The sequence below is a fragment of the Clostridium sp. MCC344 genome, assembly GCF_018785365.1.
GTDB lineage: Bacteria > Bacillota > Clostridia > Lachnospirales > Lachnospiraceae > Pilosibacter.
The window spans coordinates 144,169-168,263 of the sequence record NZ_WQPQ01000023.1 but is presented as its reverse complement, the minus strand read 5'-3'; the positions used below and the strand labels follow the sequence as shown (position 1 = coordinate 168,263).

At 49.8% G+C, this 24,095-nt stretch carries 23 protein-coding genes and 1 riboswitch; of the genes, 2 read left to right on the top strand and 21 right to left on the bottom strand.

Annotation, left to right across the window (positions count from 1 at the left end):
• Nucleotides 1–28: 28 nt before the first annotated feature.
• From GPK90_RS07810 to GPK90_RS07750, 13 genes are all read right to left on the bottom strand, one after another.
• Nucleotides 29–2,506: a hypothetical protein gene (locus GPK90_RS07810; RefSeq protein ID WP_215702670.1), complete on the bottom strand. Its 2,478-nt coding sequence runs from the start codon at nt 2,504–2,506 to the stop codon at nt 29–31.
• Nucleotides 2,507–2,641: 135 nt separating this feature from the next.
• The gene (locus GPK90_RS07805) at nt 2,642–3,022 is read right to left on the bottom strand and encodes a hypothetical protein (protein WP_118530892.1); all 381 of its coding nucleotides are present in this window, start codon (nt 3,020–3,022) and stop codon (nt 2,642–2,644) included.
• A gap of 142 nt (nt 3,023–3,164) precedes the next feature.
• Nucleotides 3,165–4,085, bottom strand: a complete 921-nt coding sequence (locus GPK90_RS07800; protein ID WP_118530894.1) for a nucleotidyltransferase family protein — start codon at nt 4,083–4,085, stop codon at nt 3,165–3,167.
• A 197-nt stretch (nt 4,086–4,282) separates the two neighbouring features.
• Nucleotides 4,283–4,645 (bottom strand): DUF1667 domain-containing protein, encoded by a 363-nt coding sequence (locus GPK90_RS07795; RefSeq protein WP_215702669.1) that lies wholly within the window; start codon nt 4,643–4,645, stop codon nt 4,283–4,285.
• Complete coding sequence (locus tag GPK90_RS07790; protein ID WP_215702668.1) at nt 4,642–5,874, bottom strand: NAD(P)/FAD-dependent oxidoreductase; 1,233 nt, start codon at nt 5,872–5,874, stop codon at nt 4,642–4,644. The genes GPK90_RS07795 and GPK90_RS07790 overlap by 4 nt, the downstream gene beginning before the upstream one ends.
• 1 nt (nt 5,875) lies before the next feature.
• Nucleotides 5,876–7,348 carry an NAD(P)/FAD-dependent oxidoreductase gene (locus GPK90_RS07785; RefSeq protein ID WP_252197388.1) on the bottom strand — a complete coding sequence of 491 codons (1,473 nt, stop codon included), beginning with the start codon at nt 7,346–7,348 and terminating at the stop codon, nt 5,876–5,878.
• Between the two features lie 301 nt (nt 7,349–7,649).
• Nucleotides 7,650–8,336 carry a FadR/GntR family transcriptional regulator gene (locus tag GPK90_RS07780; protein WP_118514849.1) on the bottom strand — a complete coding sequence of 229 codons (687 nt, stop codon included), beginning with the start codon at nt 8,334–8,336 and terminating at the stop codon, nt 7,650–7,652.
• A 49-nt stretch (nt 8,337–8,385) separates the two neighbouring features.
• Nucleotides 8,386–9,039, bottom strand: coding sequence for a chloramphenicol acetyltransferase (locus tag GPK90_RS07775; RefSeq protein WP_118599886.1), 654 nt, complete (start codon nt 9,037–9,039; stop codon nt 8,386–8,388).
• Nucleotides 9,040–9,208: 169 nt separating this feature from the next.
• Nucleotides 9,209–9,487 carry an AAA family ATPase gene (locus GPK90_RS07770; RefSeq protein WP_252197387.1) on the bottom strand — a complete coding sequence of 93 codons (279 nt, stop codon included), beginning with the start codon at nt 9,485–9,487 and terminating at the stop codon, nt 9,209–9,211.
• A 77-nt stretch (nt 9,488–9,564) separates the two neighbouring features.
• Nucleotides 9,565–10,218, bottom strand: a complete 654-nt coding sequence (locus GPK90_RS07765; protein ID WP_215702665.1) for a hypothetical protein — start codon at nt 10,216–10,218, stop codon at nt 9,565–9,567.
• Nucleotides 10,205–10,837 carry an RNA polymerase sigma factor gene (locus tag GPK90_RS07760; protein WP_243122063.1) on the bottom strand — a complete coding sequence of 211 codons (633 nt, stop codon included), beginning with the start codon at nt 10,835–10,837 and terminating at the stop codon, nt 10,205–10,207. The genes GPK90_RS07765 and GPK90_RS07760 overlap by 14 nt, the downstream gene beginning before the upstream one ends.
• 82 nt (nt 10,838–10,919) lie before the next feature.
• The gene (locus GPK90_RS07755; RefSeq protein WP_215702664.1) at nt 10,920–11,465 is read right to left on the bottom strand and encodes a hypothetical protein; all 546 of its coding nucleotides are present in this window, start codon (nt 11,463–11,465) and stop codon (nt 10,920–10,922) included.
• Between the two features lie 330 nt (nt 11,466–11,795).
• Complete coding sequence (locus tag GPK90_RS07750; RefSeq protein ID WP_117469133.1) at nt 11,796–12,452, bottom strand: HD domain-containing protein; 657 nt, start codon at nt 12,450–12,452, stop codon at nt 11,796–11,798.
• Nucleotides 12,453–12,893: 441 nt separating this feature from the next.
• On the opposite strand from GPK90_RS07750, the gene GPK90_RS07745 reads away from it, so the two are divergent.
• Entirely contained in the window at nt 12,894–14,225 is a 1,332-nt protein-coding gene (locus tag GPK90_RS07745) for an MATE family efflux transporter (protein ID WP_215702663.1), read from the top strand.
• 72 nt (nt 14,226–14,297) lie between these two features.
• On the top strand, nt 14,298–14,723 hold the full coding sequence (locus GPK90_RS07740) for a MarR family winged helix-turn-helix transcriptional regulator (protein WP_215702662.1): 426 nt from the start codon (nt 14,298–14,300) through the stop codon (nt 14,721–14,723).
• A 93-nt stretch (nt 14,724–14,816) separates the two neighbouring features.
• On the opposite strand, the gene ribH is transcribed toward GPK90_RS07740, so the two are convergent.
• The 8 genes from ribH to GPK90_RS07700 form a co-directional block, all read right to left on the bottom strand.
• Nucleotides 14,817–15,281 carry a 6,7-dimethyl-8-ribityllumazine synthase gene (gene ribH, locus GPK90_RS07735; protein ID WP_425518591.1) on the bottom strand — a complete coding sequence of 155 codons (465 nt, stop codon included), beginning with the start codon at nt 15,279–15,281 and terminating at the stop codon, nt 14,817–14,819.
• Nucleotides 15,282–15,503: 222 nt separating this feature from the next.
• The gene (locus GPK90_RS07730; RefSeq protein WP_118297177.1) at nt 15,504–16,715 is read right to left on the bottom strand and encodes a bifunctional 3,4-dihydroxy-2-butanone-4-phosphate synthase/GTP cyclohydrolase II; all 1,212 of its coding nucleotides are present in this window, start codon (nt 16,713–16,715) and stop codon (nt 15,504–15,506) included.
• Between the two features lie 126 nt (nt 16,716–16,841).
• Nucleotides 16,842–17,540 (bottom strand): riboflavin synthase, encoded by a 699-nt coding sequence (ribE, locus tag GPK90_RS07725; RefSeq protein ID WP_215702661.1) that lies wholly within the window; start codon nt 17,538–17,540, stop codon nt 16,842–16,844.
• 22 nt (nt 17,541–17,562) lie between these two features.
• Nucleotides 17,563–18,672, bottom strand: a complete 1,110-nt coding sequence (gene ribD / locus GPK90_RS07720; protein ID WP_215702660.1) for a bifunctional diaminohydroxyphosphoribosylaminopyrimidine deaminase/5-amino-6-(5-phosphoribosylamino)uracil reductase RibD — start codon at nt 18,670–18,672, stop codon at nt 17,563–17,565.
• A gap of 302 nt (nt 18,673–18,974) precedes the next feature.
• A riboswitch (FMN riboswitch) is annotated at nt 18,975–19,089 on the bottom strand.
• Between the two features lie 45 nt (nt 19,090–19,134).
• Nucleotides 19,135–19,887 (bottom strand): metallophosphoesterase, encoded by a 753-nt coding sequence (locus tag GPK90_RS07715; protein WP_215702659.1) that lies wholly within the window; start codon nt 19,885–19,887, stop codon nt 19,135–19,137.
• Nucleotides 19,884–20,972 (bottom strand): ABC transporter ATP-binding protein, encoded by a 1,089-nt coding sequence (locus GPK90_RS07710; protein WP_215702658.1) that lies wholly within the window; start codon nt 20,970–20,972, stop codon nt 19,884–19,886. The genes GPK90_RS07715 and GPK90_RS07710 overlap by 4 nt, the downstream gene beginning before the upstream one ends.
• A 71-nt stretch (nt 20,973–21,043) precedes the next feature.
• The gene (locus GPK90_RS07705; RefSeq protein WP_215702657.1) at nt 21,044–22,846 is read right to left on the bottom strand and encodes an ABC transporter permease; all 1,803 of its coding nucleotides are present in this window, start codon (nt 22,844–22,846) and stop codon (nt 21,044–21,046) included.
• Nucleotides 22,830–23,936: an extracellular solute-binding protein gene (locus tag GPK90_RS07700; RefSeq protein WP_021904516.1), complete on the bottom strand. Its 1,107-nt coding sequence runs from the start codon at nt 23,934–23,936 to the stop codon at nt 22,830–22,832. The genes GPK90_RS07705 and GPK90_RS07700 overlap by 17 nt, the downstream gene beginning before the upstream one ends.
• Nucleotides 23,937–24,095 lie beyond the last annotated feature (159 nt).

Genomic DNA, 24,095 nt, shown 5'->3' with positions numbered 1-24,095 from the left:
AATGTAAAGTTTTTCTTAAGATACTCCCCTATACCGGTACACAGCAGATAAAATCATACCCCGCTGCGCCGAACATCTGGTTCGCCGTCTCCATGGACAGGACTTCCGTTGTCCCGCTTTCCGGATGGTACACGCGGACATGCGTCTGGTCATAGCCGGTCAGGTACATGCAGGTTCCCTCTCCGGTATACGCCAGTACCGGGATATTCTGTCCCACAAAGTACAGGACCTGAACGATACTGCTGCCCGACGCATCCAGAAGGAAGGTTCCGTCTTCCATTGTCTGGTTCTTCTCAAAGGAATCCCGATAGCGCTCCAGCAGAGCGGAACCCGCGGTGAGATCCCTGATATAGAAGGCGCTCGCGCGGTTTCCGCGGACCCAGATGGTCCGGTCACGTCCCGCGGTCACGAATCCCATATGATCGTATGCTGCCTGCGCCGCATCGGCAAAGTCCACAAAACGTCCGAGGAATCGTCCTCGTCCATACGCATAAAATTCCGTAGTCTTACAAGCTGCCGCTGCGATCGGTTTGACTGTCGAACTGCTCTCCGCAAGCTTCGGAGATGTCTGGCGGATCTTTTTCTTTGACGCATCGACATCACGGTCAAGCTGTACAAACATGATCTGACCTTTCTGGTCTGATGCGTACCAGCCGATATCATCCGTCTTTCCTGGAAGGATCTCCGCATTGCAGACAAGCGTGTCCTCAGAATATGCTCCGAAAAATCCGTCCCGGCTGTTCACAGTCTTCATATGGATCCTGCTGTCATCCACAGACACCTCACGAATCCAGGAACCCGGCTTCTCATAATGCATGACCGACTTCATCTCCCGGTCAACGATATCGATGCTGTTCAGATAAGTCCCCATCACACGGCCGTTGGACATCAGATAGTCTCCGCTGTCCCCGGTTCCATAAATGCAGTCGTTTCCGACAAAACCAAGGATCCTCGTTACAGAACCACTCTGTCCGCCCACCTGAGTCTTGTCCCCGGTGTCGAGGTCCATGATCTGGATCGTCTGTGAATCCCAGATCCCGGTATTCTCCTGCCATGCCGCCCGGGAATGGTCCGCGCTGACCGCGAACTGCTCTTTTGTAAGTCCGGAGGCAAGTGCCACATACTCCAGACTCTTTAAGTCGATCCCATAGATCCCGTGATCCATATAGAAGTAGAAGATTCCATTCGTTCCGCGATGGGCAAGTACCGAGAGATCATCTTTTAACTCCTGATAAGGTTCCGACGATGGAATAAAGAATTTTTCTTCCAGCGCATTCTGTCCCATATCATAATGATAGTACGCGATCCCCGTGCTTCCTTCATGTGTTCCGCGGTTCATTCTCCCGTAAACGATAAAATCGATCCCGCCGTCCTCATCGACAGCGAGGATCTCGACGCCATGCTCCGGCACATTGTCCCTGATATCATCGGACGCTGCTCCGCCGAACGCGAACACCCGCGCCCCCACGTTCTCACCGCTGTCGTAAGCCCACAGTTCCCGGTCTGTCACAAATGCCGTATACTGGCCACCTGTGCTCTTTACGGCGTGAACTCCGTCACCGTTTCCGATCCCCAGAAGGATCCTCTTTCCGGAGAACAGTTCCGTGTCTCCGGTGAAAAGTTCCGTCATCGTGCGCTCGTAATCCATCATGTAGATCCTCTGGGATGACCATTTCATCGTGAAGTTTTCTGTCACTTCATAGTTTTCTGTCTTTTCACCATTTTTCGCCGTCACTCTCGACGTGATCTCCACATTCGCGAGATTGCCGGAAAGTTCCTTCAGCTTCGTGTATGCCTCTCCGGACCGCTCCACACCGAGCGATCCCCAGGTGAGCTGGGTAAATGTGTCCTTCAGTGTCACCGTCCCCAGGGATGTGCTGCCTGCGGTCGGGGATGTCTCCATATACATGGTCAGACTCTGGGCATCACTATACTTATAAGTTTTTGAAGAAAAGTCCTCCGCCAGCGACAGCATCTCATTCGCATGTCCCTGGTCCTGTTCCGTGATCCGCATATAGTACCAGGCCTCGGATCCATCAGAGAGTTCTGCACATACCCCGAGCAGATATTCCTTTCCTGCATCCAGAAGGTTCTGGATCGGAAGCTCTGTACTCAAGGCGTTCTCACTGTCCCCGTTTAATGACGTTTCAAACGATCCAATTCTCGTTCTCTCGATCAGATCCTCCGTATCGAGACTGCGGATTTCATAACGCACTCCCTGGATCTTCGTAGTCCCTGCAAACCGGATCTTTAGTTTCCGGTCCTCCGGAAGCAGGATCAGGCTGTCACGCCCTGCGGTCACGCCGCGCTCATCCGTCTGTCCGAACACGGGTGCCATCTCCCGTTCTCCCATCGTCGCATAGAGCACCGGGAATTTTGCTTTTTCCATCGCCGTGTACTCCGTGACTCCGTGCTCTTCTTTCTTCCCTACTGGGTGTACAAAATAAACCATTGCCGCCGCTACAAAAACAAGCAGCAGGATCATGACTTTCTTTCCGGTCTTCATCTCACTGTTTCCTCACTCTGTCTATCTGTCACTGCCTGTCGGCAGAATTTTTCAATTTCCGTAACTGTTCAGTACCTTCAAACCCGTGCTTTATTACAGTCAACGCAGCAAGTGCGCAGACCTGCTGAACAGTTATCAATTTTCAACTCTGTTTAAAATTCTTCTCCGGTAAATCTCATTCACAAACAGGACCTGCAGCAGATCCTGTTCTTCTGTTCCGCCCATAGTCTCCTCCGGGTGGCGTTCTCTGACTTTTAACAGTTCCCGGTATAAGAATTCCCGGTCCGGATATTCGTCATACATCGGACTCCCGGGGTATTCCAAAAGGTCACACGCCTCCTCGGCCAAAACCTGTTTTCTCTTCGCTGCTGAAGGATAGAGTCCTCTCAGATAGTCCATCTCCGACCGGAGCTCATTTCCGGTCAGGACCGGTCCTGCGCTCTGTTCCTCTCTCCGATAAAGCATCCAGGGCACTTTTTTCACTTCCGGGGGGTATCCCCGGTATCTCTTCTCCATAAAAACGTTCCCGCTCCTTTGCTGATCCCTATACAGGATTATCATATGCAAAAAGGAGCGGGAAAGCTACCATCTCATTTTATGATAATTTCGATCCACAGCCGGCAATTTCATGAAGTCTGACATGTCGGCGCCGGACCGGCTAAAACAGTTTTTTCGGATAAACACCCGCATCGACCAGCTTCTGGATCGACGCGACAACTGCCGGTTTGTCCTCTTTGTAGGTCACACCAAACCATTTATCCTTTGTCTCAAGGACGCGGACTGTACCTTTTCCGTTATGAATACAGCTGTCGATCACCGCTGGGAGAAGGTATTCCGCTTTCAGATCCCCCTCTTTCACGCCGGAGAGGAATTCCGGGAATCCTTTTTCCAGTTCTTTTACGAAAGATGCCGGCAGTCCGAACATATTCATGGAAACGTGCTGGTCTTCTTTTACAATAACCGGGTTGCCATCGTGGTCAGCCGCATGCATGCCGTCTTCCGCTTTGTAGACGTCGTATGTCTCTGTGACCTTGGAGAGATATCCATTGGCATCCACCGTGCACACGCCGCGAGTCACCGGACCATTTTCGCTTAACGTGTTGGAGAGGATAAAACCAGCCATACACATATCGAATGTAGCCTTCGTATCATCCATCTCATTTACCATATAGTCATGGACGATCTTAAAGCCTTCTTTTCCGTAGTAGTCATCGGCATTGATGACAAGGAACGGTTCCTTGATCAGATCTCTCGCCGCAAGAATCGCCTGACCGGTTCCCCACGGTTTTTTTCTACCTTCCGGAACAGAAAAACCTTCCGGGAGATCATCCATCTCCTGGTACGCATACTCGACCGGAGCGATCTTCTCGATCCTGTTTCCGATGATCTCCTTAAAATCTTTCTCCAGATCTTTTCTGATGATAAAAATAATTTTATCAAAACCCGCTTCCAGAGCGTCATGGATCGAATAGTCCATAATGATCTCACCGCTCGGACCAACCGGGGCAAGCTGCTTGATCCCGCCGCCAAAACGGCTTCCAATTCCTGCTGCCATGATGACAAGAGATGTCTTTTTCATGTAACAGTCCTCCTTTTTTCTGCAGATTCTTTCACACTCATATGGAGGTATCATAACACAGATTCAGATTCTTTTCAATCAGACAAAGAGTCCGGCTGCACTCTTTTAAGAAATTCGTAGGAATTTCTGCCAAAAAGCAGTTGCTTCCTTCGCATTTCCTAAGAGAACCACCGGACCCTTCCAAATGATCTTCTATACTACTGTTTCTCTACATTTTTCGTCGCGATCAGATCGCTTCCAAGACCTAAAATATTTTCTACGATCAGATCACCGGTATGGACCGGTGCATTTAAAGACAGCTTGCGGATCTCCGCCATCACCTCAAACAGCTTCTCCTTCGGCACTGCACGATTTAACCGCACGCTGACAAGTGGGAGAACTCCGTCTCTCACAGCCACGGAGCTTGCAATCGTACGCTTCGGCGTTTCGACCTCCTGCGCCGCATACTGAGCTCCCTTCGGGCATAAATTTCCACTCACGGAGATGCATTTTCCATCCACGATCTCCGCCTCAAGCTCACAGCCATTCGGACATACGATACATGTCATTTTTCTAATCATAAGATGCACACCTCCACTTCCTGCTCTCCTTCAAACGCCTCTTTCTTAACCGGAATCTGGATCATCTCTGCCGGAAGCGCCTTCTTTAAATGCTTTTTCGCAAGAACCTTTTCTCCCTGTCTGACCTCGATCGTACAATTTTCGAATTTCCGTCCGACACGCATGGAGATCGTCACATCTTTCTTTCCACTAACCTTCATCGGCACCGTATGATTGATGCCGGAAGCTGCTTTCACCGGGATCGTGCACTCCGGCAGACTGCCGTTTTCTATATATTCCGCAACACCGTCTGCCAGCTTTTCTGCTTCCATGGACACAAAATCTACCAGATCATGAACATGGAGGACATTGCCTGCTGCAAAGAAGCCGGATTTTTCTGTCTGGAAATATTCATCGACCACCGCACCCTTTGTTCTTGCATCAAGCGTAACACCGGCATCGATGGAAAGCTCGTTTTCCGGAATCAGACCGACCGAGAGGATCACCGTATCACAGTTGTATTCCTTCTCCGTTCCCGGAATCGGCTTCATGTGCTCATCCACCTGTGCAACAGTAACGCCTGTCACACGCTCATTTCCGTGGATGTCTGTGATCGTGTGGCTCAGATACAGCGGGATTCCGTAATCATTCAGGCACTGTTCGATGTTTCTCGGAAGTCCGCTCGGGATCGGCTGGATCTCAAACACAGCCTGTACATGAGCGCCCTCTAAGGTTAAACGTCTCGCCATGATCATTCCGATATCTCCGGAACCAAGGATCACGACCTCTTTTCCGACCATGCGATTATAAAGATTGATGTAAGCCTGTGCAACACCTGCTGTGAATACTCCCGTCGGACGTTCGCCCGGGATTCCCAGAGCACCTCTTGTCCTCTCTCTGCAGCCCATGGTGAGGATCACAGCTTTTGCCTGAATCTTCTTTAAACCATTCGAAGAAGCAAGGGTTACAACCTTGTCCGGAGATACAGAAAGAACAGTCGTATCGGTCACATACGGGATCTTTAATTCCATGACCTCGTCAATAAATTTCTGTGCATATTCCGGTCCGCTTAAGGTCTCTCCAAATCTCGTCAGACCGAAACCGTCATGAATACACTGACGTAAAATACCGCCCATGGTCTTTTCACGTTCTACGATCAGAACATTCCTGATCCCTTTTTTATAAAGCTCTACGGCTGCCGCAAGTCCGGCCGGACCTCCGCCGACAATTACCACATCACGTGTTTCCATCCTACTGTTCCTCCTTTCTCACTTCTCCGGTAAACATCCAGGAATTCTGTCTTGCATACCGGATATCCGTATCCTTCACACCGAGCTCATCCTCGATCATTTTTTCAATTCTCATCTGGCAGTAACCGCCCTGACAGCGCCCCATCATGGATCTTGTACGGTACTTGATTCCAGTCATCGTATGAACTCCGAGCGGATTGTGGATCGCCTTGAGGATCTCTGCCTTTGTTACCTTCTCACAGCGGCAGATCACCTCACCGTAATCCGGATCTTCTGCGATCAGCTTTGCTTTTGTCTCGTCATCCTGCTCATCAAACCGGATAATTCCCTCACGTTTCGGATTAAATTCCGGATTTTCCTTAAATGCTTCGTATTCCTGCATCATCCGTGCCACCATACGTCCGATCGGGACTGCTGCCGTAAGTCCCGGAGATTCGATTCCTACAAGGTTCACCGCATGCGGCGCAAGCTCCGGACGGATCTCGATCTTGAAATCCTGGATCGTTCCGTTCTCATCCACCCACTTCGGCAGAATTCCGGAGTAATTGCGGATATAATCCAACTTTTTAATATACGGCCAGATCTCAGATGCACTCTTTGCAAGGTAATCCATGTTCTCCTGCGGCACTCCATAGTACGTGAAATTCTCTGTCATCTCTGCATTCGGTCCGATAATTACATTTCCATCCGTCGTATTGGTAACATGGATTCCCATATATGTATTACTCGGAACCGGATAGATCGGCATCGGAAGAAGCTCTCCGGTCCTGCGATCCAGAATGATGTAATCTCCCTTGGAGCCGATCACGCGATATCCTTTGATACCAAGCATATCAGAAATCTTTCCGCAGCCAAGTCCGGCACTGTTGATCACCCAACGGGACTCAAAGGTTCCGTGCGTTGTCGTTACCGTATAAAGATCTTCTCCTGTCTCGCTTGTTCCACGGCAGATTCCTGTCACTTCATGATCGAAGAAATATTCCGCTCCGTTCTGAGCTGCATTCTCCGCCAGTGCGATCGTATAGTTAAAGGGATCTACGATTCCGGAATTCTCCGAGAACATGGCAAACTCTCCAACTGCTGTCGGAACCAGCTCATGAAGCTCTTCTTTATTCAGCAGACGAAGCTTTGTTGCTCCGTTCTTTTCTCCCTGAACGATCGTCCGTTTTAATGTCTCCAGGTCCTCCGGTGTTTTTCCTACAAGAACCTTTCCGCAGCGTTTGAATACAAAGCCAAGCTCCCTGGACAGTTCATCCATCCCCTGATTGCCTTCCACACAAAGCTTTGCTTTCAGTGTTCCTACATCATATGCGAATCCGCCGTGGACCACTCCGGAATTTCGTCCGCTCGTCTCATAACAGACATCCAGATTCTTTTCCAGCACACCGATCCGGAGCTGATATCTTGTAAGCTCTCTTGCGATTGCACTGCCGACAACACCGCCGCCAATGATAAGCACATCAAATCGTCCCATAACTTTTCTCCTTTTTGGATATTTTATCTCGTTGCTATTATTTTCTATAATGGTCAGGTCAAAATTCATCCTATCTATTTCATATTTGAATCTTATCACAGATCCCAGCGTTTTACAAGGACTTTTCTTGATCTCCCTGATAATTTTTCATTCCTTTTTCGCAGTATCCCAAAGGGGATCGGCACGCAGGAATTTTTGATCCCTCTTTCCTTTTATAAAAAAGTCTCCGAAAATTTGTCCTACAAATTCTCGAAGACTTTTCATGCTCCAATCAGCCGGGCAGACGCAGAACTGTCATCGCTTATAGTCTGCTCTGCTCTTCCTCATACCGGCTCGTGTTATACAGGAGATGATACTGCATCTCCATCTCTGCCTCAAAGGGCTTGTGATCCCGGATATAGCAAAAGATCTTTCGGTGCGAGATCCATGTCCGGTCATATTCTGTCTGTGCAACCTCCTTTGCAAAAACAGCCACACCTTTTCCGATCACCGGAAGAAGATTTTCCATCACGATATTATGCGTACACTGGGCAATCTTCGTGTGGAATTTCGTATCCAGCTCCGAATAATCCTCCCTCTTTTTCATTGCCGCTTCCATCTCTTCCAGAATTTCTTCCAGCTCTTTGATCTCATGCTCCTTCGCACACTGGGCCGCAAGTGCCGCGATCTGCGGCTCCAGCATGATCCTCACCTGGAGCAGATCCTTTGTAAGCTTAACGTGATCATTCACCATTGAAAATCCAAGAGGATCATCCGGGATCCCCTGTTTTTCAGACACAAAGGTTCCTGCTCCCTGACGGATCTCTAGGACATTTCTGGATGCAAGGATCTTTAAGGCCTCACGGACCGTATTTCTTCCTGCTCCCGTACTCTCACAGAGTTCCTTTTCCGTCGGAAGCTTGTCTCCTGCCTTGTATGGTGTCTCCTGGATCAGATTCATGATTCCGTCCGCAACCTGCTCCGCAAGTGTTTTCGTCTGTGTCCCCATCAATTCCCGCCTCCTGTTCCTTCCCTGTCATATCCGGACAATGATCTGATCACAGCTCTTTCAGTGTGATCGTATCAAGCTGTTTCTGTAATTCGTTAATAAACATGGATGTATGATATCCGTCTGCCGCTGCGTGAGCTATATTCACACAGAACGGCATCGTCAACCGTCCATCCCGCTCCGTAAATTTTCCGCAGGTGATGATCGGGAACAGCATCGGTGTTCCGCTCTCCGTATACGCAGAATATCCGGTAAAATCAAGCCACGGCACCATGGAAATACAGTAAAAGTTCTGCGGCTGTCCGGGCTTTGCTTTTACCGCCTTTACATGCCGGTATGTCTCCATGTCACTGCACATATTTTTATAAAACGCCGAAAAATCTTCCGTATAGGCGGTCCACACATCGGAAAAGGTGTGGTCATCCTCATGAAAGATCGTATAGTTCGGATGAAGGACATCATAATATCCCGGATTCCCGTCTTTGTCCCGTCCCATTCGAAATTCCTTCGTTGCCGCGATCTGCCTCGACACGCAGTACACAAACACCGGATAAAATCTCAATCCTTTTTCCTTTACCTGACGGTGCAGCTTGGTGATATCAAGAGACACCGTCACACTGTACCCGCATTTTAACAGCTTTGTATAATACTCGTAATGGGATCTTCTCTCCCAGCTATCCATATCGACTGGCGTAAATGTCATGGTCCTGACTCCTTATTACGGATATCATAGTTTCACATTCATGCAGCCTCACATGCACGTTTTTTCACAATGATATCCGGTCTCTGCTTAAAACTATGAATCTTAATTTCTGCATCTACGATAACATATCCGCCTCAATAAGGCAATGAACAGAAAAATTAATTTTTATTCACAGGAAATTTCTTTGAGATTTCCTACAAATTTGAGAGCTCTGCAGGCATTCTCTCCTAATCAGCAATGCCATCTCGTCATAATATCCATTCTCATTTGCCTTTGCCAGCGGAACATCATACTCATCAATAAGGACAATGACTTTTCTGCCATAGACTCGTTCGAGCAATTCTGAAAGTTCTTTTAAGCTGTATACAAGTGTATCCTGCGTCATACCACGGTCCATTAATTCCTCAAACAGCTTTTTGTCGACATCACTGAGTTTCTGGCTATCCATGGAAATAAATGCCCGCCTCGTCTCTGCATTCATAATTTTTATAAGACTGCTGCAGGCACCTGAAAAATCACTGGCATTTACAATGCAAGTTGAATCATTTCACTCCATTCATCTTCACTTAATCCTTTGGAAATATCCAAAGAGTACGAGTAATTCCCATCTGTCCAGACAGCCAGCGTGAAAACATCATTCTCGCCTTTCAATGTCACAGGATTCGCTCCAACCATAATTTCTTTTACGCTGGAATACACATTATAATCTCCGGAGACATCATCCGTTCCCGTGCCCTTTCGGAATACGGCTGTCTCGCCTTCTCCGGTATACTCGATCTGCGCCATCTCTCCCCAGTAGGAGATGTATACCTCTTTTTCAACAGAAAACGGGAGTCCCTCCACTTCGTTTACCGGGAAACCTACTGCCGCGGAAAGCTCATCGATAGATTTTACTTCCACCATGCCGTTCGCGATGCTTACGCTTTCTTTCGTTTCCAGTTCTCCCGGTCCCGTGAGCTTCGGCCAGGCGAAGATACATACCAGAAGGATCGCGATACAGGCAGCCGCAGCTGTTATATTTCTCACCGTTCGTCTGCGGAACTGGCGGATCTTTGACTCTTCTCTGCTTTTTGCCGGCTTTTCCGTTTCCAGATTCAAGTTCTCCACATAGCTGAGGATCCGTTTGCGCATCGCCTCGTCTACCTCGATTTTGTTCATGATCTCATCATATTTCTTCAAAATCGTACTCTCCCTTCAGAACTTCCTTAAGCTTCTCCCTGCCCCGGCGAAGATCAGAACGGACTGTCGATTCATTTCTTCCGAGAACCTTCGCGATCTGAGCTGTCTGGTAACCTTCATGGTAAAACAGGTGGATCACCTCCCGGTATTTTACCGGCAGACTCTTTACCGCCTCCCACACAAAGGACAGATCCTCACGCTCTTCCGCGACAAGCTCATCATTCAATTCATCCGTCTCCCGAAGTTTATTATACCTGATCCTGTTTTTGCTCAAGTTCGCAGCGACTCGCAGAAGCCAGGCTTTTTCATGATTCTCACTTTCAAATTCCGGTGCTGTCTTTAAAAACTGCACCAACGTGTCCTGAAGGACTTCCTCTGCATCGCTCATATTATGAAGATATGTATAAGCATAGCGCAGGATGCTGTCTCCAAACCTGGTCAGAATCATTTCCGCCCGGCCGTTCGTCTCCGCCTGACGCATCCGCGCTTCCCATTCTTCTTTTTCGACCATATTCTGCCGGTTTTCGTCCTTTACCCCCGGCATAAAGGCCCAGATAAGGGCTTGCAGCCACCGGAGCAGGCGAAATCCCGGCAGCTCCCATGCTGTCCATATTCCCATTCCCGTTTTTCTCCCTGTTTTATCGTATCCTGTCATATGAAGCTCTATCCGTAGTCCGAGCAGTCCGCTCCGATATCCATTCTCAGCAGACCTGTCCCGCCATTCCAGTCATCTCATCCGCTGAAATTCCGGCTTCTACATACATAGAATAAGTATAACCATCCTCCGTCCAGGTGGCAAGGAATACCTTATCTTCCTCTCCCTTTAAGGTCAGTTCACGATTTTCCGCCTGAACTTTCTGCTCCTGCGCATAAGCAGTGTAATCTCCGCTGATATCCCCGGTTCCCGGTGCTTTCCGGATTCGTATTTCCTTATCCTCATTATTCCAGAAGATCACTTCGATCGTCAGAGCATCAGCAGAGTCCAGCACCTGGATCATCTTCTTTCCGTATTCTGCCGGAATTTCCGGAAGTTTTAAGTCAAAACCAGCCATATTTTTCGCCTCCTCCATCGTTTTTACCTCGATCCATGGATTCGCAATCTGAGCATTTTCAGATGCCTCCTGTGAGTCTTTCATTGTCTCGATTACTGCAGTCTCCTTTATTTCCTGTTTTCCATTTCCGCAGGCGCTCACGAAAGCCGCCATCATAACTACTGTTGCAAGCATTACTAAATTCTTCTTATACATATTGATTCCCTCACAATTCTTCATTTTGACTCCGGCATTTTTGCCTTTCTACCCTATATACAACCAGCCGAACGAAAATGTTGCGGTAAAAAATATTTTTTCGAATATCAGAATTAAAATGCTCAAAAAGAATATGCCCTGGCACATTCGGGTGTCTCGTGCAGTCGCTTGCGATAACCTACAGCCTCGCGTGAATGCACATCATTGGCACATTCGTGCTTTTTTCATCGGAGAACTCCCCCCGAATTTCCTGTTACAAAAAACACTCTCAGCACAGGCCAATTACGGTCTGTTCCAAGAGTGTCTCTGATGCATATTCCATATTTTATTTTATACGATCTTGCTTCCGTTCGCCGTCATCTTGAATTTCGCTCCGAGCATTTCACACGCACGACGGCACATGAGCATGCGCTGTAAGAAGATCTCGAAGTACTCCAGCATGGAGCAGATGTTTTCGTCGATCTTTAAGTTCAGGGTGATCACTTTCTTTTCCTCATTTACCTTTAATTTTGCCTCTGTAACCGCATAGTTTACGCGGTCGTGGATATCAAATGATGCCATCTCCTTCTGGCGGACGCGGTTTCTGCGTACATCCGTCTTGTCGGCGATGATGAGCGCCGCGGAGATCGGATCTACAGCTCCGCCCGTTGACTCATCATGGTTTCCGATCGCGGAGACGATGATCGCGCGGTCTGTGATCGGAAGATCCGTCTTTTCCAGGATCTGGGATGCCAGAAGGGCACCATACTCCGCATGGGCATGCCGGTTGATCGCATTTCCCATATCATGCATGAAACCGGCGATCTTCACCAGCTCGATATCGTGATCTGAGTAACCGAATTTCTTTAAGATCATTGCTGCCCGCTCCGCAACCATCGCGCAGTGCGCGTCCGAATGATCTGTAAATCCCATAGTCCCCAGATTGTCGTTTCCTTTTTTCAGGTAAGCTAAAACTTCCTCGTTTTTCTTGATTTCCTTATATGTCATATTCTTTTTCCTCTGCCGCAGTCGACCCAGCTCGTGACTGCTCTTTCTTTTTTCTCTCATTTTCACTTCTATATCATATAGCAGAAAAAAGAAACGAACAATCACGCTCCGGTAAAAGAATGTAAAATCTGTGTAAAAACTCATTCTGTGAGATTTCCATCTTAATTCGAGGCGAACCTCCGTGAGGCAGGACGCAAAGTTCATATCTGTGAGACTGGATGCGAAGTTCTTCCGTGGGACAGGATGCAAAGTTCATATCTGTGAGGCTGGATACGAAGTTCATACCGTGAGACAGTATGTAAAGTTCTTCTTGACATATGTACGAAATCGTACTATGATTCTACGTACGATTTCGTACATTCATAACTGTAAAACTGTCCGATAGAAAAGACACGATTTTCCCCCGCGGGCAGACACAGTAAAAAACTGAAAGGGCACACGATGAATATTTCACTTTCCGACCACTTTACCTATAAAAAACTCCTGCGGTTCACGTTTCCGTCTGTCGTCATGATGATCCTAACCTCCATCTACGGAGTTGTGGACGGTGTTTTCGTCTCGAACTTTGTGGGTTCCGAGGCCTTCGCCTCCATTAATATCATTATGCCGTTTCTCATGATCCTCGGTGCCATCGGCTTTATGACCGGCACCGGCGGCAGTGCCCTGGTGGCTCTGACCTTCGGAACCGGGAATGAAAAAAAGGCAAAGGAGATCTTTTCCCTCCTCGTCTACGTTCTGATCGCGGTGGGCTTCCTCTTTACGGTAGGCGGTGAGGTCCTTTTAGCCCCGATGGCAAAGCTCTTAGGCGCTGATGAGATCCTTCTCCCCTACTGCGTCCGTTACGGCCGGATCATCCTGCTGGCTCTGATCCCCTTTATGCTGCAGAATGTATTCCAGAGCTTTTTAGTTGTTGCGGAACGCCCGCAGCTCGGACTCCTGATCACCATCGCGTCAGGACTTACAAATATGATCCTCGATGCCTATTTTATCGCTGTTCTGCGTCTCGGCGTTGTGGGAGCTGCCGCCGCAACGGCGATCAGTCAGTCCATCGGCGGACTGATCCCCCTGCTCTACTTTATCTTTCCAAACAGGAGCCGACTCCGTCTCGGAAGGACCCATATGGACTTTAGTGCCCTGTTGAAGACCTGTACAAACGGCGCTTCCGAGTTTATGACGAACATCTCCATGTCCATCGTAAACATGCTCTACAACTGGCAGCTCATGCGCCTTGCCGGTTCCGACGGTGTTGCCGTATACGGCGTCATCATGTACGTGAGCTTTATCTTTGCGGCGCTCTTTATCGGCTACTCTATGGGAAGTGCCCCGATCGTGGGCTATCACTGCGGTGCAGGAAATAAGAGCGAGTTAAAGAATCTGCTCAGAAAGAGCTTCCGGCTGATCCTGACCTTCCAGATCATCCTGACGATCGTGGCAGAAGCGGGTGCCCCGTTTCTTGCGGGAATTTTCGTCCGCTATAACACGAACCTCTTAGACATGACGGTCCATGCATTCCGATCATACTCGATCTCTTTCCTGTTCATGGGCTTCAGCATCTACGCATCGTCCTTCTTTACGGCACTCAACGACGGATTCGTCTCCGCTGTGATCTCCTTCTGCCGTACCATGATCTTTGAAACAGGGGCCGTCATCATCCTGCCGTTTTTCCTCGGTGTCTCCGGGATCTGGTATTCCATCATCGCGGCGGAATTTATGGCGGTATGCCTGTCGCTCTTCTTCCTGATCCGGAAGGCAAAGAAGTACGGATACACATAGACTGATAGCCCGTGCAGGCGGATGCAAAGCCCTGCACTGCCCCCATACACTTATATTTTCAGGAGATCTGCCATGTACTCTGCATTTAAAGAATTCTACAACCTGCTCAGCCAGGTCGACAGTGCCTACCATGACGCTGCATTAAAGCTCGGTCTCACGGACAGTGAGCTTGATATTCTCTACTCTCTCAACGAACACGGCTCCGGCTGCAATCAAAGTATTTTTTACAAAGAGACCGGCACCACAAAATCCACGATCAACTCTGCAGTACGCAGGATGGAACAGGCCGGTTATCTGTACCTGAAACCCGGAACAGGGAGGAACACCTGCGTTTTTCTCACGGAAAAAGGAGAGGAACTCATGAAAAATACCGCCCATCGCCTGATCTCCATCGAAAATGCGATTTTTGAGAGCTGGTCTCCCGAGGAGCAGCAGCTCTTCATGAAACTGAACCGGGATTTCGCGGTCAAATTCACGGAGGAGACGAAAGCCTTATAAGCTCTGATAAAACAGAATTTCCCATTACGCAAAAATCAGCGCCTCTGAAAAATGTTTTCAGGCGCTGATCTTTTACGTCTATATGATCTGAAATTAGAACTGTCTCATAAGATTTACCATCTCGATCGCGGAAAGTGCACAGTCATATCCCTTATTTCCGCCTTTGCTTCCGGCACGGGCGATAGCCTGCTCAATGTTCTCGGTTGTCAGGACGCCGAAGAGTACCGGCATCTTCTCTGCCAGTCCCACCTGAGCGATTCCCTTGGAAACTTCACTGCACACATAATCATAGTGTGTGGTATCACCGCGGATCACAGCGCCGACACAGATGATCGCGTCATACTTGCCGGACTTTGCCATGGCAGATGCCGCAACCGGGATCTCGAACGCTCCCGGAACCCAGGCTGCCGTGATATTTTCTTCCTCCACACCGTGGCGGACAAGTCCGTCAACCGCTCCGCCTAAAAGCTTATTTACGATGATCTCGTTGAAACGGGAAGCTACGATCCCCACTTTCATGCCTTCCGGTGCTACAACTTTTCCTTCTAATACTTTGATCTCTTTCATGATGTTTCTCCTTTTCTTATGCTTACTGCTATTCAGAAGTCTTCATAATTACATGCAAAGCTCTATTTCCAATTGCCCATCACTTCCGTCCGTACGGGATGTATGCCCGTAGATCTGTGCCGCCTGCGCGGCTGTAATCATCTCAGCACTTCCGTCCGTGCGGGATGCATGCCGCCGGTGTACAGGACTTTCAGCAATGGACGTTCCATCCTATCACACTTTAATTTTTGTAAAGATATGTCCCATCTTGTCCTGCTTCGTCTTCAGATAGAAGCTGTCGTACTGCTGCGGATCGATCTCGATCGGCACGCGCTCATGGATCTCAAGTCCGAAACCGGAAAGTCCGTAGATTTTCTCCGGATTGTTCGTGAGAAGTCTTAAGGACTTCACGCCGAGATCCCTTAAGATCTGTGCCCCGATCCAGTATTCCCTGAGATCCGGAGCAAAACCAAGCTTGATATTGGCCTCCACAGTGTCAAAGCCCTGCTCCTGAAGCACATACGTCTTCAGTTTGTTGATCAGACCGATGCCGCGGCCTTCCTGACGCATGTAGAGGATAACGCCGCGACCTTCCGCCTCCACCTGGCGCATCGCGGTCTGGAGCTGTTTTCCGCAGTCACAGCGCATGGAACCGAACACATCTCCGGTCAGGCACTCGGAATGCACGCGGCAGAGCACATCCTCGCCGTCCCCGATATCACCTTTCACAAGAGCCACATGGTGCTCGCCGGTAATATCGTTTACATAGCCGTAGATCTTAAAGTGTCCGTACTGGGTCGGCATGTCCGCGCAGGCTTCCTGCACCACATGTTTTTCATGGACACGGCAGTAATCCTGCAGTTCCTTGATCGTGATAAATTTCAGTCCGTACTCCTTCGCCAGCTTCCACAGATTCGTGGTCCGCATCATGGTTCCGTCTTCCTCCATGATCTCACAGCACACGCCGCACTCGGAAAGTCCCGCCAGACGCATGAGGTCCACAGTTGCCTCGGTATGGCCGTTTCTCACGAGCACTCCGCCCCGTCTTGCTACAAGCGGGAATACGTGTCCCGGTCTTCTGAGATCCTGGGGCTTTGTCGCCGGGTCCACGCATTTCATCATCGTGTAAGAGCGCTCCGCCGCGGAAATTCCTGTTGTCGTGTCCACATGGTCAATGGAGACCGTGAATGCCGTGCAGTGGTTATCCGTGTTCTCGGATACCATCTGCGGAAGTCCCAGCCGCTCTGCCACTGCCGCGCTCATCGGCGTACAGATCAGTCCCTTTGCATGGCTTGCCATAAAATTGATATTTGCCTGTGTCGCGAACTCTGCCGCGCAGATCATATCTCCCTCATTCTCCCGGTCCGGGTCATCTGTCACGAGAATGATCTTTCCCGCCCGCAGATCTTCGATCGCTTCTTCGATTGTGTTGTATTGCTCGTTCATATTTTCCTGCCTTTCCAGAGCCTTTTATTAAAAGTTTTTCTTTCAGCAGGATTCCTACTGCTGAAACTTTAACCGCTCTGATCTCATATTTTCTGGATGTTTCTAAATATCTTCAAAGCATCTGTTTTAAAATCCATATTTCTGAAGAAACTCCATGCTGAGCCCCGGGTTTCCCTTCGCATTTCCTGCGGCATTATCACCGTCAGGCATTTTTCCCCGGTCCGCACCGGAATTCCTTCCGATATCCACAAATTTCTGAATATATTTCCCCACAATGTCATTTTCCAGATTGACCGGATCTCCTGCTTTTTTCTTCAAAAGCGTTGTCTCCTCGCCGGTATGTGGGATCACCGACACTGAAAAGTTCCGCTTTGTCACCGCCGCCACTGTGAGGCTGATCCCGTCGATGCAGATTGAACCCTTTTCCACGATCAGATCCAGGATCTTATCTGTACATGCGATCGTGACCCAGACTGCATTCTCTTCCCGTCTCATCGATTCGATCTGACCGGTTCCGTCAATATGACCGGAAACGATATGACCGCCAAACCTGCCATCCGCCGCCATGGCCCGCTCCAGATTTACATAACTTCCATCCCGCAGTGCTCCGAGGCTGCTTCTCCTCACTGTCTCCGCCATCACATCAGCGGAAAACTCATTATTTTTCATATTCGTGACCGTAAGGCAGACACCATTGACCGCAATGCTGTCACCGATCTTTGTTCCTTCCAGAACTTTTTCCGCTTTTACCGTCAGTGTACCGGAATTTCCGCGCAGGGAAAGTGCCTTCACCTGTCCGAGTTCTTCTACGATCCCTGTAAACATGCCCTTACTTCCTTTCCCATCTTCAATCTACCGAATATCTGAGCATCAGATCATCCCCGATCGTCTCCATCTGTCTCAGCGTCAGCTTCACGGCTTCCGCCGGATGCGCCACACCGATCCCGGAAACCGGAGTCTTCGCACCGGCACCGCCGAAAATCTTCGGAGCGATAAACGCGCAGATCTCGTTTACGATCCCGGCTGACAGCGCCGCGTCATTTAAGGTACCTCCGCCCTCTAAAAGCACACTGTCGATGCCCTGTTTTCCGAGATATTCCATGAGCTTTCTAAGATCCACACGCCCGTCTGCGTCCGGGACCGACACAGTCTCCACGCCGGCCGCGTGAAGCTGTTCCTCTTTCTCTTCCGCTTCTTTACAGCCTTCCCCGGAATGCTCCCCCGCATACGCTACGATGGTCCGGTACTCCTTTGCCGTCTTCACGATCTGTGAATCCATCGGGATCCTGAGTCTGCTGTCGCAGATGATCCGCACCGGACTCTTCAGCCCGGGGATCCGGACGTTTAACATCGGATCGTCTGCCAGGACCGTGCCGATCCCAGCCATGATCCCCATATACTGGTGGCGCAGCTCCTGCACCTTTTTCCTTGCGCTTTCTCCTGTGATCCACTTGGAGTCGCCGGTCCGCGCAGCGATCTTTCCGTCCGCCGTCATGGCGTATTTCATGACCACATAGGGGGTTTTCTTTGTGATGTAATGAAAGAATACCGGATTTAACGCATCGCATTCCTCACGCATAAAGTCCTCTTCCACCCGGACTCCCGCTGCTCTTAGGATCGCCGCTCCTTTTCCTGATACCAGGGGATTCGGATCTCTTGAACCGATCACGACTCTTGCGATCTTCTGCTCGAGGATCGCCTCTGTGCAGGGCGGTGTCTTTCCGTAATGGCAGCACGGCTCCAACGTCACATAAAGTGTCGCGCCTTCCGCACTTTCCGTGAGCGATGCAATGGCGTTTCGCTCCGCGTGGAGTTCTCCGCACCGCTCATGATAACCTTCCCCTATGATCCTTCCGTTTTTCACGATCACAGCTCCCACGAGGGGATTCGGGCTCGTCCAGCCAAGTCCCCCCTTTGCAAGCTCAATGGCCCGCAGCATATAATCCCGGTCCGTCATCTTTTTCACTCCTCTTTCCGCAAACCTGCCTTACAGGCACAATCAGAAAGTTCCATAGGAATTTTCTGTTAAAAAAACCTGTAAAGTAGATGCCTACAGGGTTTTCCATATTCGGTCCGTTGTTTCATCCGGAAATATAAATTTCCGTTATTCCCAGCTTTTCCCGGATCCTTTTCATTAAAAAAGCCCTGAAACAGTTTCCTATTCCAGAGCTACTGATCCGATCTTCCGTGATCCGGAATCTCTCGATCCTGTCCTCTTTTTCGAGCACCGGATCGCTTCCGCATATCACAAACAAACCTGAAATTCTTCTTTCATCCAGACTATACTGTCGGCCCCGGAATCTCACCGGATCATGCCTCTCGGCTCGCGGGCTTTACCGCCGGTAGGGACTTGCACCCTGCCCTGAAGACTTATTATTGAATTGTCCCATCGCTGACCGTCATTTTCATCAGCGGTTGTTTACAATATACTCCCGTTCTCTGTATTTGTAAAGTATTTTCGATAGGAATTTTTGTCATTGCCAGACAATATTTCCAGACAGCCCAATCCATACCCCTGACCGGCTCCGCAGTCCAGAAAGATCTTATCGTCCCTTATGATCATATCTCCCGCGTACTGTGTTCCATATTTGAATGTCGGCGTGTGTCCCACTACGGCAGTCATTCCCGCTGGAAGCCGGTTATCCACGTCTGGTGATTCATATCGGTTTATGAGGACATCATAATCCGCTGTCTTTCTTTTCCCACCGGGATCTTTTTGCACTGCCAGAAGTTCTTTTTTCATTTCATCATCCGGCGCTCCGTGAATCAACACATACTTTCTGCCGCAGATCTCCATGGCTGCCCAGAGCGGCATCGTTTCGATAAACTCCAGAACCTTCCTGCGTCCTGTCTCTGACAGCATATTTATCTGCCTGATGATCCCCGCCCCGTCTCCGGCCACCCAGGGCCGCATCGTGGAATCCGGGATCCCGGCCGCGCGGTCTGTTCCAAAATACTGTAAGAGCCGCTGTTCATGATTCCCTCTCAGCGCCAGAATATTCTTATGTTCCATCACAAAGCACAAAAGTCCCAGGGAATCCGGTCCTTTCGCCACAAGATCCCCCAGGATCACCATCCGATTCGCATCCGTAAACCGGATCTTTTTCAGTATTTGCAGAAAGGGAATAAAATATCCATGAATGTCACTCATCAGATACAGGTTCCCGCTCATGCCGCTGTCTCCGGGCCGTACACATAGAGACGGTCCCCTTCCACATTCACGTAGCCTTCCGTGCCTTTTTCCAGATAGTTACGGCTTAAGAAGCAGAGCGGTTCTCCCATTCCCATCTTCGCCATAACGCGGTAATAATCCCCCTCGAAGGAGGAATACTCGACCGCCACCGGAAAACTGTTCTCCTGCCGCTCGCTTCCGGTCCACACCGTGTTCTCCGCGCGGAAGCGGACAGTCACCATGTCATCTTTGCGGATTCCGTTTCTTCCGAGTGTTCCGCAGACACTGCCACCGAGATCGATCTGCGTGCCGCCATCCTTCCTCGCGTATCCATGTACCCGGTTTCCGGCACCTAAAAGAGCCGCCACCGACTCCGTTCCCGGATTCCTGTAACAGTTTTTCGGGGAATCGATCTGGTCGATATTTCCCTTGTTCATGATCACGATCCGGTCCGCCATCGCGAACGCCTCCGACGGGTCATGGGTGACGTGAAAGACGGTCGTCCCAAGCTTCCGGAACAAGAACGCCATTTCGGTTCTCATCTCCACTCGGAGCTGGACATCCAGATTGCAGAGCGGCTCATCCATCAGGAGAATATCCGGCTTCGTGATCAATGCCCGGGCGATCGCGACTCTCTGCTGCTGACCACCGGAAAGCTCCGCCGGATACCGTTTTTCCAGTCCCTCCAGATGCAGAAGCTTTAAGAGTTCCTGTACCCGCTCCTCGATCTCCTCTTTTCCGGTTTTGCTCCGCTTTAAGCCGTAAGCGATGTTATCATACGCTGTCATATGTGGCCACAGTGCAAAATCCTGAAACACCATGTTCATATGGCGTTTCTCCGGCGGCAGGACTTTTCCCGCCTCAGAGATCATCTGCCCGTTCATGGTCACGCGTCCGCCATCGGGAGCCAGCATGCCTGCGATAATGTTCAGCAAGGTGGACTTTCCGCAGCCGGACGGACCCAATACGCTGATGATCTCGTTTTTATGGACTTCCATGCTGATTCCCTTAAGCACTTCCGTCTTTCCAAAGCTTTTTGTCAGATCTTCTATTTTTAAGATGACTTCCTGATTCTGAATCTCCATATATTCCTCCAAAAGCAGTTAGCGTGTACCCTATAAAGTCTCCCACTGTATCTGCTTTATTTCCTGATCGTCTAACTATTCTGTACCTTCATCGTTACCCGCTTATTTTCTTTCTGCCCCCGGAAGAGCTTCACCACAGATCCGGCTGCTCTTCTTCTCTGGAACAGCTGAGAATAAAGCGGTAAAAGCTCCATCAGTAAAATGAGAAGGACCACGATTCCGCCGCCAAACACCGTTGCCGCCGCAGAATATCCGAATTTCAGATTTTCCACTCCTTTGCTGATGTAGACCGGCAGTGTCTGATAGTTCGGCGGATAGAGGATCGTATTGATCGCAAGGTTGAACACGCTTCCGCCAAATGCGGATAAAAATGCGGACAAAACGGTTGCTTTTAAGAGCGGCCAGAGAATCGTCCGAATCCGCGTGATAAGACCGGCGCCGGAAAGCCGGGCCGCAAACAGGATCGGTCTCGGGATCTTTGCCATACCGCCGGTCAGAACTCTCGTGATGACCGGGATCGCCGCCGCAACGCTGGCAAGAACGATAATCCTGGGCGTTCCGTACATCTTAAGCCCCACGGATTCGATCCACCGCTGATTCCATACGAAGATATAGCCGATACCTAAAACGACTCCCGGCACTGCTAACGCAACCAGGGACAGCACATCGATCACGCGCTTTAAAACGAAGTCTGAATAGTTCAGCACATAGGAAACGAAAAATCCGAGAACCAGCCCAATGATGGCTGCCGCAAAGGCAATCATCAAGGAGTGTTCCAGACCATTTAAGAGCTCTTTGCTGTCTACGATGACCTTCTCATAATTCTTTAACGTGAAACTGAAATTTGCAACGGAGATCGAGTCGGAGAAGGACATGACCACTGTGGAACCAAGCGGCACGAACAGTGTGATAAATGCCAGAAATGCCCCTAAGAAATCGAGGATGATCCCGACTCCAAATGCAGGGCGGACCGGCACCGCCTTCACGGTTCCCGTATCAAAGAAATCGTACCGCTTTTTACCAATGATCCTGTACTGGACGATCATGGCTGCGATGATGATCAGTACCAGATAGAAGGATAACACACCTGCCATATCCAGGCGGATCGGGGAACTGTAAAGCGCCGTATAGATCGCGTATGGCAATGTCGGGAAGCGATATACTCCGGAGATCGCTGCCGGAAGTCCGAAATCACCGATCGTATCCATAAAGATCAAGATCGCCGCGGAACAATAGGCCGGAATGCATAAAGGTGCCTGCACAGTCTTCCACTCTTCCCACGGAGATGCCCCATTCATTCTTGCTGCCAGAGACAGCCGTTCCGGTTTCCACTCCAGGGCCGCCTTGATCGTCACATAAGCAAAGGGGAACTTGTTGAGTACCATGATAAACACCAGCCCCGGAAAGCTGAATACCAGACTGTTTATGTTGTTCCAGTGAAGCCAGGACCTCGCGATCCCGTTTCCGGAAGCGAAATAGACCCAGCCCTGGGCAATGATGAAGGACGGCATGATCATCAGGATCCACGCCGCGATGTCTAAAAGTTTCGCTGTCTTAAACTCCCATTTTACCCGGAAATTTGCAAGAAACGCCCCAAACACCGTACCCAAAAATGTTGTCCAGATGCCAAGAGACATGGAATTTCCGAGTGCCTTATACCAGAGCGGTTTTTCAAAGACCTCAAAGAGCAGGCTCATTCCATCTGCTTTTTCCGTATTTCCAAAAAATCCGGGACTTACGATCTGTAAAAGAACGGCCCCCAGCGGCAAGATAATTAAAACAGCAAGCACGGAAAGGATGATCCAGCCGATCGCCCCTTCTGCCTGTCCTCTATGTGCTGCGCTTCTTAATTTTCCACTATTTCGCGGACTCATCTGCAAACCACTCCTTGATCTCTGCTTCGTGTTCAGATGCCCAGGATGCCTCTGCATAGACAAGCTTTCCATCTTTCTCGCGATCTTCTTTTTCGTTTACGCCTGCAACGGACGGTTCAAAATATCCTTCATCTCCCGCATCCACCAGCTGCTGCTGTGTCTCCGGCTGTAAAAGGAATTCGATGAATTTCTTCGCAACCTCCGGCTGATCCGTCTTCGCGCTGATCGCTGCCACACGTACAGATGCCGGTGCGCCTTCTTCCGGCCAGATGATGCTGATCGGCTCTCCGGAAGCGATCATGCCGTATGCGTTGCTCTCCTGAAGTCCTGCCACCGCGATCTCACCGCTGGCAAGCGCCTGAACCACCTGCGGGTTCTTTGGGTAGACCTTTAAGCCATTTTCGAATAATGAGCCGAAGTACTCTTTTCCGCTGTCCATTCCCTTCGAGTTGAAGAAGTATGACACGAAGGGATATGCCGGAGCCGCTACGCTCGGATCTGCGATTCCGATCTTATCTTTATATTCCGGTTTTGCGAAGTCTTCCCAGGTCTTCGGAGCTGTTTCTTCTGTGAAAACATCATTCCTGTACGCGATCACGCCTGCCGCGTGTGCCCCGGTCGGATAGTATGCCTTGTCCGCCGGAACGATCTCCTTAAAGAAATCGGTGAGGTTTCCCGCATTAGATGGTTCCCAGTCCGTGAGAAGCATTCCCTTCTTTCCGAGAGAGTTGATACTTGGCATGGAATCCAGCCATACGATATCCCACTGTGGGTTGTCGCCCTCCGTCTCGATCCTTGCAAGTGTCTCCGCACCGTTTCCTGCTACGACTTCCACGTCATATCCGGTCGCCTTTTTAAACATCTCCGGAATAATATCATCGAAGTCGTTTAAATATACTACAAGCGGTTTGGTCTGGGACACCTTCCCAGCCGTCTCCGCCACAGTTGTTGTCTCTGCCGCCATCGTCCCTGCTGCTGTCGTTGTCTCCGAAGCCGCTGTGGTCTCCGCTGTTTTCGCACCGCAGCCGGTCATGGATGCCGCCGCCATCAGTCCCGCCATGGTAAGTGCTGTCAGTCTTATTTTTTTCATAATGTGTTTCCTCCTGCAGATCGTCTCTGCCTTTTTCTTTTATGCCTGTCTGTCAGTTTCTGTCTTCATCCTATGCGTCCTCTGTAAAATCTGGTGCCGTCATCACCTAAAGTCTGTGTAAAATCTGTGTCAGGTAAGCTTCCGAAAATCCGGAAAGTT